11 protein-coding genes are annotated in these 14,681 nt (G+C 47.1%); 5 read left to right on the top strand and 6 right to left on the bottom strand.

Annotated features, from left to right (window positions below; genetic code table 11):
• Positions 1-50: 50 nt before the first annotated feature.
• The 6 genes from rpsA to gyrA form a co-directional block, all read right to left on the bottom strand.
• A complete protein-coding gene (gene rpsA / locus EGC76_RS02520) occupies positions 51-1,730 on the bottom strand; it encodes a 30S ribosomal protein S1 (RefSeq protein ID WP_128351453.1) in 1,680 nt (559 codons plus the stop codon).
• A gap of 113 nt (positions 1,731-1,843) precedes the next feature.
• Positions 1,844-2,545: a (d)CMP kinase gene (gene cmk, locus EGC76_RS02515; RefSeq protein WP_128351452.1), complete on the bottom strand. Its 702-nt coding sequence runs from the start codon at positions 2,543-2,545 to the stop codon at positions 1,844-1,846.
• An 86-nt stretch (positions 2,546-2,631) separates the two neighbouring features.
• Positions 2,632-3,936, bottom strand: a complete 1,305-nt coding sequence (gene aroA / locus EGC76_RS02510; RefSeq protein WP_128351451.1) for a 3-phosphoshikimate 1-carboxyvinyltransferase — start codon at positions 3,934-3,936, stop codon at positions 2,632-2,634.
• Positions 3,929-5,035: a histidinol-phosphate transaminase gene (gene hisC, locus EGC76_RS02505; protein ID WP_128351450.1), complete on the bottom strand. Its 1,107-nt coding sequence runs from the start codon at positions 5,033-5,035 to the stop codon at positions 3,929-3,931. Before hisC ends, aroA begins: the two co-directional genes overlap by 8 nt.
• Positions 5,036-5,169: 134 nt before the next feature.
• Entirely contained in the window at positions 5,170-6,252 is a 1,083-nt protein-coding gene (gene serC / locus EGC76_RS02500) for a 3-phosphoserine/phosphohydroxythreonine transaminase (protein ID WP_128351449.1), read from the bottom strand.
• 4 nt (positions 6,253-6,256) lie between these two features.
• Complete coding sequence (gyrA, locus tag EGC76_RS02495) at positions 6,257-8,899, bottom strand: DNA topoisomerase (ATP-hydrolyzing) subunit A (RefSeq protein WP_128351448.1); 2,643 nt, start codon at positions 8,897-8,899, stop codon at positions 6,257-6,259.
• Positions 8,900-9,044: 145 nt separating this feature from the next.
• Between gyrA and ubiG the strand changes: the two genes are divergently transcribed.
• The 5 genes from ubiG to yfaE all read left to right on the top strand — a co-directional run bounded on the left by ubiG (position 9,045) and on the right by yfaE (position 14,578).
• Positions 9,045-9,755, top strand: coding sequence for a bifunctional 2-polyprenyl-6-hydroxyphenol methylase/3-demethylubiquinol 3-O-methyltransferase UbiG (ubiG, locus tag EGC76_RS02490; protein ID WP_128351447.1), 711 nt, complete (start codon positions 9,045-9,047; stop codon positions 9,753-9,755).
• Complete coding sequence (locus EGC76_RS02485) at positions 9,734-10,423, top strand: HAD family hydrolase (RefSeq protein WP_246013878.1); 690 nt, start codon at positions 9,734-9,736, stop codon at positions 10,421-10,423. The genes ubiG and EGC76_RS02485 overlap by 22 nt, the downstream gene beginning before the upstream one ends.
• A 379-nt stretch (positions 10,424-10,802) precedes the next feature.
• Complete coding sequence (gene nrdA / locus EGC76_RS02480; RefSeq protein WP_128351445.1) at positions 10,803-13,142, top strand: class 1a ribonucleoside-diphosphate reductase subunit alpha; 2,340 nt, start codon at positions 10,803-10,805, stop codon at positions 13,140-13,142.
• A 34-nt stretch (positions 13,143-13,176) separates the two neighbouring features.
• Positions 13,177-14,307, top strand: a complete 1,131-nt coding sequence (gene nrdB / locus EGC76_RS02475) for a class Ia ribonucleoside-diphosphate reductase subunit beta (RefSeq protein ID WP_128351444.1) — start codon at positions 13,177-13,179, stop codon at positions 14,305-14,307.
• A 7-nt stretch (positions 14,308-14,314) separates the two neighbouring features.
• Positions 14,315-14,578 carry a class I ribonucleotide reductase maintenance protein YfaE gene (gene yfaE / locus EGC76_RS02470; RefSeq protein ID WP_128351443.1) on the top strand — a complete coding sequence of 88 codons (264 nt, stop codon included), beginning with the start codon at positions 14,315-14,317 and terminating at the stop codon, positions 14,576-14,578.
• Positions 14,579-14,681 lie beyond the last annotated feature (103 nt).

Below are 14,681 nucleotides of genomic sequence, written 5' to 3'. Positions count from 1 at the left end.
ATGCTCCTCTACTAATGCGTCAATGCATTCAGGTCCGTGTAAAGCGTGTATTAATCGTCGCTTTTAGCCGCTTTGAAGGCTTCAGCCATTGCGTTAGTGAAATCAGCATCGTCTGATTGCTTGCTGTTCACTGTATCAAGAGCTTCTTTCTCTTCAACTTCGTCTTTAGCACGAATTGACAGGCTTAAGGTACGGTTCTTACGGTCAACGCCCATGAAACGAGCTTCAACTTCGTCACCAACTTTCAATTCAGTGGTTGCATCTTCGATGCGCTCACGTGAAATATCAGCAACTCGAACATAACCTTCAACGCTATCACCTAGCTCAACTTTGGCACCTTTGGCATCAACTTCGATGACCTTGCCTTTAACAATAGCACCTTTTTTGTTGGCCGCTAGGTAATTGTTGAACGGATCTTCTTCTAATTGCTTAATACCTAAAGAGATACGCTCACGCTCAGCGTCAACTTGTAGAACTACAGCTGTAACTTCTTCGCTCTTCTTGAAGTCGCGAACCGCTTCTTCACCAGTAGCGTTCCAGCTGATGTCTGACAAGTGAACCAAACCATCAATACCGCCATCAAGACCGATGAAGATACCGAAGTCAGTGATTGACTTGATCTTGCCTGAAACTTTATCGCCCTTGTTGAAGTTCTTCGCGAACTCTTCCCACGGGTTAGCTTTACACTGTTTCAAACCAAGTGAAATACGACGACGTTCTTCGTCGATTTCAAGAACCATAACTTCAACAACGTCATCCAAGTTAACAACTTTAGAAGGATGTACGTTTTTGTTGGTCCAATCCATTTCAGATACGTGAACCAAACCTTCAACGCCTTCTTCGATTTCAACGAAGCAACCGTAGTCAGTTAAGTTGGTCACGCGACCAGTCAAACGATGCCCTTCAGGGTAACGTGCTGCGATATCAGCCCATGGATCAGCGCCCAATTGCTTCAGGCCGAGTGATACACGAGTGCGTTCACGATCGAATTTCAATACTTTCACATTGATTTCGTCGCCAACATTTACCACTTCGCTTGGGTGCTTAACGCGCTTCCAAGCCATATCAGTGATGTGCAACAAGCCGTCAACGCCGCCTAAATCTACGAATGCGCCGTAATCAGTAAGGTTCTTAACGATACCCTTAACTTCTTGGCCTTCTTGTAGGTTTTCAAGCAGTTCGTCACGCTCTGCACTGTTCTCAGTTTCAATAACTGCACGACGTGAAACAACAACGTTGTTGCGCTTCTGGTCAAGCTTGATAACTTTGAACTCTAATTCTTTGTTTTCCAGGTGTGTCGTTTCACGAACTGGACGAACGTCTACCAATGAACCTGGTAAGAACGCACGAACGCCACCTAAATCAACAGTGAAGCCACCTTTAACTTTACCGCTAATTAAACCGGTAACAGTTTCTTGGTCTTCATAAGCTTTTTCCAGCTGTAACCAAGCTTCGTAACGCTTCGCTTTCTCGCGTGACAAGATTGTTTCGCCGAAACCATCTTCAACCGCGTCAAGAGCTACATCAATCTGGTCGCCAACTTGAACTTCTACAACGCCTTCAGCGTTACGGAATTGTTCAACAGGGATAGCGCTTTCAGATTTCAGGCCTGCGTCTACAAGTACTACGTCGCGGTTAATCGCAACGATGGTGCCTTTAACAATTGAACCCGGGCGAGTTTCGACCGTCTTTAGGCTTTCTTCAAACAGCTGTGCAAAATTTTCTGTCATATGTGTTAACTACTTTCAGTTAAGTACGTCCACCAAGCACTCCCGAATGGCGGGGTTGTTCAAATTAATCTGTTCGCATTCCTTGCTACAGACCCCTAAGCTGGCAGCTACTATTAGCTACCGGTCTCAGATTTTGAGAGTTTGCCGTGAGCAAACTCAAGAATTTGATCCACCACATCATCGATGCTCAAATTCGTTGAATCTATAAATAGCGAACCCTCAGCAGCACGCATTGGCGCAACCGAGCGGTTGGTGTCACGATCATCGCGTTCGCGAATTTCGGTGATTAATTGGTCGATTTTAGCATCTATTCCCTTTTCCTGCAATTGCTCAAAGCGACGTCTTGCACGCTCTTCGGCGCTGGCAGTTAAGAAAATCTTTGCCGCAGCATCTTTAAACACCACAGTGCCCATATCGCGGCCATCAGCAACCAAGCCAGGTAACTCTTTAAACGCACGCTGACGGCGCAGTAGCGCTTCACGAACGCGAGGTAAAGCTGCAACTTTGGACGCCATATTCGCAACATCCTGTGTACGAATAGTCATGGTGACATCTTCGCCTTCCAGAATAATATGCGTTAGCTCCGGATCTTCTTCGACATCAAATTTCACATCCAATGAACCGGCTAATGCCACAAGGCTTTCTTCATCATCCGGTGCAAAGCCATGATGCAAAGCAGCCAACGCTAAAACGCGATAAATCGCGCCGCTGTCGAGCAGGTGCCAACCGAGTTTGTCCGCAAGAATGCGACTGACAGTTCCTTTGCCAGAGCCACTCGGGCCATCAATCGTGATAACGGGTGTGTTTTTGGTCATGCGATCCTCTACCAAATAAAAGCGCGGCAATTATACGGAACTGGCAGAAAATTGCATCCTAAATTGGTGATACTTCGGTGAAATGTTCATGAACTTTGCGTGATCTGGCAAAATTCCGTGAAGAAATTTGGGTAGGTTTTCCGGCAACAATTGGGGTCTAAAATGGTCACTCCAACCTCGCTAAAACCTAACAATGCAAAACTCATAGCCATTCTATGATCGTTGTAGGTATCGATAATTCCATGTTGCAAATGTGCTGGTGGCGTAATTGAAATTGCCTCTTCGGTTTCGACAACATGCGCGCCTACCTTACGCAGTTCTGCTGCCATCGCTTGCAAGCGGTCGGTTTCTTTTATGCGCCAATTGGCAATATTACGAATGTGAGTAGTCCCCTGCGCAAACAATGCAAGCGTGGCAAAGGTCATCGCGGCATCTGGAATTGCATTGAGGTCGGCATCAAGCGCACGTAAAACACCCTTTTTAACCGTAATTGAATGTTCTTCAATGGTCACTTGCGCGCCCATTTGTGCCAGATAATCAGCAAATTTCACATCGCCTTGAATGCTATGACGCCCCACGCCATGAACCGTCAGTGGTCCGCCGCCAAGAGCACCCGCCGCGAGCCAGTAGGATGCTGCGCTGGCATCGCCTTCCACCCAGTAAACACCAGGGCTTTGGTAAACCTGCTGGCCTGGAATCATAAATTCTTGGCGGCAGATTTGGTGCACAACAATGCCAAAGCGTTCGAGCATTGACAGCGTTAGCTCAATATATGGCCATGAAACCACGGTTCCCGTTAGCTTGAGTACGCTGTCTGTTTCGAGTAACGGCAACGCCATTAATAGGGCTGAAATATACTGGCTGGACTCGGTGCCATCAATTTCAATCATGCCACTGGTTAAGCCACCGGAAATCTCAAGCGGCGGGTAACCTTCCTGCTGCAGACAATCAATGTGAGCACCGCCAGCGCGCAAGGATTCAATCAACGCTGCAATGGGGCGTTCTTGCATGCGCGCATCACCGGTTAGTATGCAACGATTGCCTTGTAAGGTTGCACTCAGTACGGCCAGCAGCGGCCGCATAGCGGTACCCGCATTACCCAAATCTAACGCTGCAGGATGCTGTGGCCATTTCCCCTCGCAGCCAGAAACGGTGATATGGGTTGGATCATGCTCGGCAATGGTAACAGTCACCCCCAAGTCTCCCAATGCTTCCAACATGCGCTGGGTATCATCGCTTCGTAATACGTTGGTAAGCACCGTACTTTGCCCTGCGCCGCATAACGCAGCCATGAGCAATGCGCGGTTCGCAATACTTTTGGAACCCGGCAAGGTCACGTTACCATGACATTGCCGCAGCTTTTTGAGGGTAATTGAACCGGTATCAGCCATGCAATAGGGTCGTCATGGCATCAATAAATGCCTGATTTTCTGCAGGCAGACCAATGCTTACGCGCAAATGGCGCGGCAACTGATAACCGGCAACTGGGCGCACAATAACGCCAGCATGCAACAGCTTTTGATAAATGTCTGCCGCTGCATCACCCACTTCAATGGTCAAGAAGTTGCCATGAGAAGGAATATAATTTAAACCCTTCTGCTCGCAAAACGCCACCAACTGCTTCATGCCTTCTTGGTTAACGCGAATTGATTCATCAAGATAATCTTGGTCATCGAGCACCACTTCAGCAGCGCGCAGACTTAAGCTATTCATATTGAACGGCTGACGAATACGGTTCATTAAATCAGCCACTTCAGGATGCGAGATTGCGTACCCTGCCCGCAGCCCCGCTAACCCATATGCTTTGGAAAAAGTGCGGCTGACGATTAAATTCGGATACTTTGCTACCCATTCAACGGATGGGGCGCGTTCGGCTGCTTCAACGTATTCATAATACGCTTCGTCCAGCACTACCAATACATTGGAAGGTACTTTTGCGATAAACTCGGCCAGTTCTTCTTTCGTTAGAAAAGTACCGGTTGGGTTGTTTGGGTTGGCAATAAAAATCATCCGCGTGTTCGGCGTAATCGCCTTCAACATCGCAGGCAAGTCATGGCCATAGTCTTTCGCCGGCACTGCAACGCCTTTGGCGCCAATGGCTTGGGTAACTAGGGGATAAACGACAAAGGCGTGTTGCGCGAAGATCACTTCGTGACTGGCATCAACAAACGTACGCGCCAATAACTCCAGCACGTCATTCGAACCATTACCTAAAGTGATTTGATTGGTATTCACGCCAAACTTTTCGGCCAGTTTAGTTTTTAAATAAAAACCATTGGCATCGGGGTAACGGGCTAACCCCTGCAAAGCATCTTGTAATGCCTGCTTCACCTTCTCGCTCAAACCCAGCGGATTCTCATTAGAGGCCAACTTAATAATATTTTTAATCCCAAGTTCGCGCTCAACCTCTTCGATAGGCTTTCCCGCTTGATAGGGGCTTAACGTACGAACCCCAAGGTTCGCCAATTCTTTTGCATTAAAATCAGTCATAAAGCTCTCGTTGTTCGTTTACTTCGTTGTTCGTCCACTTCGTTCTTCGTCCGCTGCGCTATTCGAACAGTGCGAAGCACGGACGAACAGTGAACAAAGTGAACGGACGAAAACCGAATAACGCTTTTATGTTTTTAGGCCTTACGCTCAAATTCGCGCATGAATTCAACCAGCGCATCAACGCCAGCCATCGGCATCGCATTATAAATACTTGCGCGCATACCGCCGACAAACCGATGGCCTTTTAATCCTAACAACCCAGCGTGTTGGGCTTGCTGCAAGAATTCACCGTCAAGGCGTTCGTCCGCTAGCAAGAATGGTACGTTCATTATGGAACGATAGTTAGGGTTAACTGGATTACTATAGAAGTCAGAACTGTCAATAAAGTCATACAGTTTCGCTGCTTTTGCATGATTCATCTGCCCCATGGCAGCAATGCCACCTTGGCGCTTGAGCCATTGAAATACAAGTGCCGACAAGTACCACGCGAAGGTGTTCGGCGTGTTGTACATCGAACGTTCCTTGGCTTGCACTGTATAATCCATGATGGTTGAGGTATTGCCCTGCGGATGGCCGAGCAAGTCATCACGCACAATCGCAATAGCAAAGCCCGACGGCCCGATATTTTTTTGTGCGCCCGCATAAATCACACCAAAGCGGCTGACATCAAGCGGTTCAGAGAGAATATTAGAAGACATATCGGCAACCAGCGGTGCTGCCACATCAGGTATTTCATGCACCGCAATGCCATCAACTGTCTCGTTCGGACAATAATGAAAATAGGCGGCGTTTTCTGAAAGTTGCCATGCATCGGCCGACGCAATCGCTTTGCCCTGATCCGTTTGAACTGCAGCACCCACTACGTTGACATGCTGCACATACTTTTTGGCTTCACGAATGGCAAACTCAGACCAAATGCCACAATTCAAATAATCTACCGTGGAGTTCGGCCCGGCAATATTCTGTGGCACAGCACTGAATTGTCCGCGACCGCCACCATGCATAAATAACACGCGGTAATTATCGGGAATATCCATTAAGTCACGCAAATCCTGCTCGGCTTGCTCGGCAAGCCGAATAAATGCTGGATCACGATGACTAATTTCGAGTACTGAAATGCCCAAGTCGTTCCAGTTAAGGAATTCCTCTTGGGCTTGTTTCATAACTTCTGCCGGCAGCATTGCCGGCCCCGCAGAAAAGTTAAACGGGGCACCCATGCAATTATTCCTCAGTTACTGCGTCATCGTCCGCATCATCGTCTAATGGCTCGCTGCTCTCTTCACCTTCTACAGGCTCGTTCAGCAACGCATCGGTTTCATCATCTTCATCAACTTCATCAATACGCTGCATGCCGACAACTTGTTCATCTGCACCGGTACGAATTAAGCGAACACCCTGGGTGTTACGCCCTACTACCGACACTTCAAGAACGCGCGTCCGTACCAGCGTGCCTTTGTTGCTGATAAGCATAATCTGGTTGGCTTCAACCACTTCCATGGCACCAACAACCTGACCATTTCGTTCACTTACTTTGATTGAAACGACACCTTTAGTGGCGCGGCTCTTCGCCGGATAATCGGTAATCGGCGTACGTTTACCAAACCCGTTTTCAGTTACTGTAAGAATGCTTGGTACTTCGTCTTCAATGGTTCGCGGCACGATGAGTGATACCACGCTTTGCCCTTCAGCAAGGCGAATACCGCGTACACCGGTTGCGGTACGACCCATTGAGCGCACTTGATCTTCACTAAAGCGCACCACTTTGCCGCCGTCTGAGAACAACATGATCTCATCACCGGCAGTCGTCACGTCAACACCAATCAGTTCATCCCCATCATTCAAGTTCAGGGCAATAATACCGCCACTGCGCGGGCGCGAATAGGCTTCCATTGGTGTCTTCTTAACCGTACCCTTGCGGGTGGCCATAACAATGTATTTGTCGTCTGGATAATCACGCGTTGGCAGAATTGCGGTAATACGCTCATCAGCTTCTAGCGGCAACAAGTTTACAATTGGACGGCCGCGCGCAGTGCGCGTTGCCAGCGGTAATTGATAAACCTTCATCCAGTAAATGCGACCCCGCGTTGAGAAACACAGAATCGTGTCATGTGTATTGGCAACCCATAAGCGTTCAATGAAGTCTTCGTCTTTCATCTTCGTGGCGGACTTGCCTTTACCACCGCGACGTTGCGCTTCATACTCAGTTAATGGTTGATACTTCACATAACCGTGATGTGACAAGGTCACCACCACGTCTTCTTCATTAATCAGGTCTTCCATGCTGATATCATGGGCAGCAGCCGTGATTTCTGTGCGGCGCGCATCACCATATTCAGCTTTAATCTTCTCTAACTCTTCACGGATAACTTCCATCAAACGTTCTGAGTTATTCAAGATGTACAGCAACTCTTCAATCTGTTGCAGCAACGACTTGTATTCTTCAAGAATTTTCTCGTGCTCAAGGCCTGTTAACTTGTGTAAGCGCAAGTCCAAAATCGCTTGGGCTTGTTCTTCAGTTAAGTAATATTGGCCATCGCGAATACCGAATTCCACACTGAGGTGGTCAGGGCGCGCCGCGTCAACACCTGCGCGTTCAAGCATTGCTGCTACATCGCCAAGATTCCACGCACGGCTGCTTAATCCAGCTTTTGCATCAGCAGCAGTTTGTGAACGACGAATCAATTCAATAATTTCATCAATGTTAGCCAGCGCAATCGCTAACCCTTCAAGGATGTGGGCACGCTCACGTGCTTTACGCAACTCATAAACCGAGCGACGGGTAACCACTTCACGACGGTGCAGAATGAAGCATTCAAGCATGTCGCGCAGGTTAAACAGGCGTGGCTGGTTTTTATCCAAAGCAACCATGTTAATACCGAATACCACTTGCATTTGGGTATTGGCATACAGGTGATTCAGGACAACTTCAGCAACTTCACCACGTTTTAGTTCGATAACAATACGCATGCCGTCTTTATCAGACTCATCACGCAAACCGCTGATACCTTCTAAGCGTTTTTCTTTAACCAGCTCAGCAATTTTCTCTATCAATCGGGCTTTGTTCACCTGATACGGAATTTCCGTAACGATGATTGCTTCACGATTATTGCTATCGGTTTCAACTTCGGCGGTTGCACGCAAATGAATGCGGCCACGCCCAGTTTTGTAGGCTTCAATAATACCTGCACGACCTGAAATACTTGCCGCAGTTGGGAAGTCAGGGCCAGGTATATAATCCATCAATTCTTCAATTTGAATATCCGGATTGTCGATCATTGCCAAACAGCCATTTACAACTTCAGTTAAGTTGTGCGGCGGAATGTTGGTCGCCATACCTACCGCAATACCGGACGAGCCGTTTACTAATAGATTGGGAACACGGGTTGGCAATACATCTGGAATTTGTTCTGTGCCGTCATAGTTTGGCACAAAGTCGACTGTTTCTTTGTCGAGATCGGAGAGTAATTCGCTGGCAATTTTAGCCATACGAATTTCGGTATAACGCATTGCTGCTGCCGAGTCACCGTCTACAGAACCAAAGTTACCTTGGCCATCGACCAACATGTAACGTAGCGAAAACGGTTGTGCCATCCGTACAATCGTGTCGTAAACAGCACTATCACCGTGGGGGTGATACTTACCAATTACGTCACCGACAATACGCGCTGACTTTTTATACGGCTTGTTAAAGTCATTGCGCAATTCGTTCATCGCGAATAAAACGCGACGGTGAACTGGCTTGAGACCATCACGAACGTCCGGCAATGCACGGCCTACAATTACACTCATGGCATAATCGAGGTAAGAACTTTTTAACTCATCTTCAATATTGACCGGAACGACTTCTCTGGCGAGATCACTCATAGTAGTTATATCCCTAAACGATCTGTCTTCTTTCTTATAATTCGTAAGATTACGCATTGTACCCGTAGAGGGCTGCTATCGCATCTTTTTTTATCCCTGTAGGTTGAGTACACTGTACCGACTTTTAAGCCTTAGCAGAAGCCCTATGAAAGCAAATTCGAACGTTGATCCTGCAGAAATTGAAAAATTTAGTGCCATCGCTTCACGTTGGTGGGACCCCGAAGGCGAGTTTAAGCCGCTTCACTTAATCAATCCGCTGCGCCTTGATTACATCATGCAACATTGCGATGGTGTTTTTTCAAAGCAGGTGCTTGATATTGGCTGCGGTGGCGGCCTGCTTGCTGAGGGGTTAGCGCGCGCCGGCGGTAAAGTTACCGGTATCGACTTAGCCGAGCAATCCTTGCAGGTTGCCCGTTTACACGCGTTGGAAAGCAAATTAGCAATTGATTACCAATGTATCGCCGCCGAACAGTTTGCCAGCGAGCATCCACAACGGTTCGACGTGGTCACGTGCCTGGAGATGCTTGAGCATGTTCCCGACCCGAGCGCTATCGTGCAAGCGGCAGCCGATGCAGTAAAACCCGGTGGTTACGTGTTTTTTTCGACCTTAAATCGCAACGTGAAATCCTGGTTACTTGGTATCGTCGCTGCCGAATACGTACTCGGCTGGGTTCCGAAAGGCACCCATCAGCACCAAAAATTTATTCAACCTTCCGAACTGCTGCGCATGTCCGATGCAGCTGGTTTAGACCCGCTTTCCATGACAGGTATGCACTATTTGCCTTGGCGTGGCTTTTATCTTGATCAAAGCAATGTGGATGTGAACTATATCGTATGCCTGCGCAAACCCAACTAAATATGAAACGCGCAACTGCGCCCACAGCTGTCTTATTTGACCTTGATGGCACCCTGCTCGACACGGCACCCGACTTAGGCGCTGCTTTAAATACTGTGCTTCAAGCAGAACAGCGGCCGCTGGTATCAGCTGCAGAATATACACCGTTAGCATCGCACGGTTCCGCCGGTTTGTTGCGTTATGCTTACGGTGATGAGTTTGAGCGCCGCCGCGATGAATTACGGGATGCGTTTCTAACCGCATATGCCCGCAACATTGCTGCAAACACTCAACTATTCGATGGCGTCACACAGTTATTGCTGCAACTTCACGCCCAAGATATCGCCGTGGCTATTGTCACCAACAAGCCCCACGCCTTAACGACCCAATTGATTCCCCACTATCCAGAACTGGCTGCAATCAAGGTTATCATTAGCGGCGATACGCTGACTGTTGCGAAGCCGGACCCCGCACCATTACTGCATGCGGCTCAGTTACTTGGCGTGCCAAAACATCAATGTTGGTACGTGGGTGATGCACAACGCGACATTGAAGCGGGTCGTCGCGCGGATATGTTCACCGTATTGGCACGATATGGTTATATTAGTGCGCAGGATGAGCCGCAAAACTGGGGCGCAGATGCCCATATTGATCACCCTGCAGAACTAACCAGCTTGTGGTTGAAATAACGCTCAACCACAACATCTTGTGCATCAGTGGTTAAAACCGTAAAAATCTTGTAAAAGCCTTGTTATACGTGGCTTATAAATTTGTTATCTGAACATAGCTGTTAACAGACAAAAAAATAATAAGAAATAAATTTTTATATCTTGATTTTCCTAAGTCGCTTTATTGACAAGCGTTTTAGCGAAAGCCTCTACTAATCCCGATCCAAATCAGTCATTTCACCACAGTAAATTCACTTGATCAGTGTGCGATAAGTGCTAGGATACAGGTCATTCGATCAACCCAAGATATTGTGTAAAAAACGCACGAGCGACCCCCTAAGACACCATATCTTGTGGCTAGACTAACAAATCATAACAACAACGAATATGGATGCGCCTCATGAATCAACAGCTCTTCGTAACTAAACGTAGCGGCGAACGTGAACCCCTGAATTTGGACAAAATCCACCGCGTTATCAGTTGGGCTGCCGAAGGGCTCAACAACGTGTCAGTTTCACAAGTTGAAATCAAATCTCACATTCAGTTTTACGACGGCATTAAAACTGAAGACATTCATGAAACCATTATCAAGGCAGCTGCAGATTTAATTTCTGAAGAAGCGCCTGATTATCAATATATGGCAGCTCGCCTCGCAATATTCCATTTGCGCAAATTAGCTTATGGCAAATTTGAGCCGCCGCATTTGTATGATCAAGTTACAAAAATGGTTGCTGGCGGTCGCTATGACAAGCATTTGCTTGATGACTACAGCAAAGAAGAATTCGAACAGATGAATGATTTCATCGATCACGCCCGTGATTTAAATTTCTCTTACGCCGCAGTCAAGCAGCTTGAGGGCAAGTATTTGGTGCAAAACCGTGTCAGCGGCGAAATCTACGAAAGCGCTCAGTTCTTATATTTGTTGGTTGCTGCCTGCTTGTTTGCAAACTACCCGAAAGAAACGCGCCTGAGCTACGTAAAACGTTTTTATGACGCCACCTCGCTGTTCAAGATTTCATTGCCAACGCCAATTATGTCGGGCGTACGTACACCAACGCGTCAATTCAGTTCGTGTGTATTGATTGAAGCTGGCGACAGCCTCGATTCAATTAACGCAACTGCTAGCGCTATCGTGAAATACGTGTCACAACGCGCTGGTATTGGCATCAATGCCGGTCGTATTCGTGCATTGGGTAGCCCAATTCGCAGTGGCGAAGCCTTCCACACCGGCTGTATCCCATTTTATAAATACTTCCAAACAGCTGTTAAAAGCTGTTCGCAAGGTGGGGTTCGTGGCGGCGCAGCCACCCTATTCTACCCACTTTGGCATCTTGAAGTAGAAAGCCTGTTGGTGCTGAAAAATAACCGTGGCGTTGAAGAAAACCGCGTGCGCCACTTAGATTACGGCGTGCAATTTAACCGGGTTATGTACCAGCGCTTGATCAAAGACGATTACATCACACTGTTCAGCCCTTCTGACGTACCAGGTCTGTACGATGCCTTCTTTGCTGATCAAGACGAGTTTGAACGCTTATACAAACAGTACGAAGCCGACGAGTCGATTCGCAAAAAGCGTATTAAAGCGATTGAATTATTTAGCTTATTTATGCAAGAACGCGCCAGCACTGGCCGTATCTATTTGCAAAACGTAGACCATTGCAACACCCATAGCCCATTTGATCCGAAAGTGGCGCCGATTCGCCAGAGCAACTTATGTCTGGAAATCGCCCTGCCAACCAAACCGTTGGCGCACGTGAACGATGAAGAAGGTGAAATTGCCCTTTGCACGCTGTCCGCCTTTAACCTAGGCGCGATCAACTCACTGGATGACTTAGAAGAGATGGCTGAATTAGCCGTGCGCGCGCTCGACAGCCTACTCGACTATCAAGAATATCCAGTGCCGGCAGCGCGTAACGCCACCATGGGGCGTCGTACCTTAGGTATCGGTGTCATTAACTACGCGTACTACCTGGCGAAACACGGTGTTCGTTACTCAGACGGTTCAGCCAACGCCCTCACGCATCGTACATTTGAAGCCATTCAGTTCTATCTCATGAAGGCTTCAATGAACTTAGCGAAAGAACTTGGCGCGTGTCCTAAATTTAACGAAACCACGTATTCGAAAGGCATTATGCCAACCGATACCTATAAAAAAGACCTCGACGCGGTTTGCAGCGAAGCATTGCATTTAGATTGGGATGGCTTGCGCGCTGGCATTAAGAAATACGGTATGCGTAATTCAACGTTGTCGGCATTGATGCCGTCAGAAACCTCATCACAAATTTCGAATGCAACCAACGGCATTGAACCGCCACGTGGTCACATCAGTATTAAAGCATCGAAAGATGGCATCACCAAACAGGTGGTTCCAGAGTACGAAACACTGAAAGAGGCTTACGAATTGCTGTGGCAAATTCCGAGCAATAAAGGGTACATCGAGCTTGTTGGTATTATGCAAAAATTCGTCGACCAGACCATTTCAGCAAATACCAACTACGACCCAAGCAAATTTGAAGGCGGCAAGGTTCCTATGCGCCAGTTGCTGCAAGATTTGTTGTATGCCTACAAACTGGGTGTGAAGACTTTGTACTACCACAATACTCGAGACGGTGCTTCTGACAATCAAGTTGATTTGCGTGACAAAGTAGATGCCAAAACGCGCGAACAAGAAAATCAACAAGCTACCGTGGCAATAATAGAAGAAGACGATGATTGCGCCGGCGGAGCCTGCAAAATTTAACGCTCGAGAAGAACAGTAAAAGGTGCGCTAAGATATGAGTTATTCGACGTTTAATAAGAATCAAATTAACCCGCTACTGGAACCGATGTTTTTTGGTAACTCGGTGAACGTAGCGCGTTATGACCAACAAAAGCATAGTATTTTTGAAAAGCTTATCGAAAAGCAAATCAGTTTCTTTTGGCGTCCAGAAGAAATTGATGTTAGCCGTGATAGGGTTGACTTCAACGCGTTAACTGACAGTGAAAAGCACATTTTCATTTCAAACTTAAAATACCAAACGTTGCTTGATTCTGTGCAAGGTCGTAGCCCTAACATTGCGCTGCTTCCGATTGTTTCTATTCCAGAACTTGAAACTTGGATAGAAACCTGGTCGTTCTTCGAAACCATTCACTCGCGTTCATATACACATATATTGCGTAACTTGTTTACTGACCCTAGTGAAGTGTTTGAAGACATCGTCATCAACGAAGAAATTCAAAAACGCGCCAACGATATTTCTCAGTACTACGATGACCTGATCTTCTATACACAAATGTGGCAAACGCACGGCGAAGGTCAATGGGAAGTTGACGGCGAAGTTCATAATGTCACCATTCGTGAACTCAAGAAGAAGTTGTTCTTGTGCATCAACTCCGTGAATGCATTGGAAGCGGTACGCTTTTATGTAAGTTTTGCCTGCACCTTTGCGTTTGCTGAACGCGATTTAATGGAAGGCAACTCAAAAATCATTCGCCTTATTGCCCGTGATGAAAACCTTCACTTGGTTTCAACTCAGCAAATCATAAACTTGTGGCAATACGGTAAAGACGACCCTGAAATGAAAGAAATATCTGAAGAGCTACGCGAAGAAGCCCTGCAGATTTTCATGAAAGCCGTCGAACAAGAAAAGCAATGGGCACATTACTTATTCCGTAATGGCTCAATGATTGGTTTGAATGAAGAAATGTTGTGCCAGTACGTTGAGTACATTGCCAACATGCGCATGGAGGCCATTGGTTTCGATGCACCATACAAGCAACGCAGCAACCCGCTACCATGGATGAACAAGTACTTGGTATCAGACAACGTTCAAGTTGCGCCACAAGAATCTGAAATTACTTCATATCTAGTCGGTCAAATTGACAGTGAAGTCAGTGCTGCAGACTTGGGAGACTTCGAACTCTAAACGTCCTATGAGCCAGCTCTATAAGGTTAAAGTCAACGGTCAGCATGAGCTGACCGTTGACGCTTCAAAAGGTACAACCCTGCTCGAAGCTATGGAACAAGCTGGGTTAGACCCCCACTATCATTGCCGCAATGGTTTTTGTGGTGCCTGCCGCGTGCAACTTGTCTCCGGCGATGTGAATTACGTCAATGACCCACTCGCTTTTATTCGTCCTGGCGACTGTTTAGCTTGCTGTTGCGTACCCGCCACTGATATTGAAATCAATCAATAGTCGACTATCGAACTTTTCGATAACCCAAATCAACTAAAGTCATTGGAATCCCACCCTAATTTATAGGACAATCAGCAGCAATTATTGCTTTCGAAACGAGGAG

The organism is Pseudidiomarina gelatinasegens (assembly GCF_004025325.1).
Taxonomy (GTDB): domain Bacteria; phylum Pseudomonadota; class Gammaproteobacteria; order Enterobacterales; family Alteromonadaceae; genus Pseudidiomarina; species Pseudidiomarina gelatinasegens.
The sequence above is the reverse complement of the archived record's forward strand: the minus strand, read 5'-3'. Positions and strand labels throughout refer to the sequence as shown.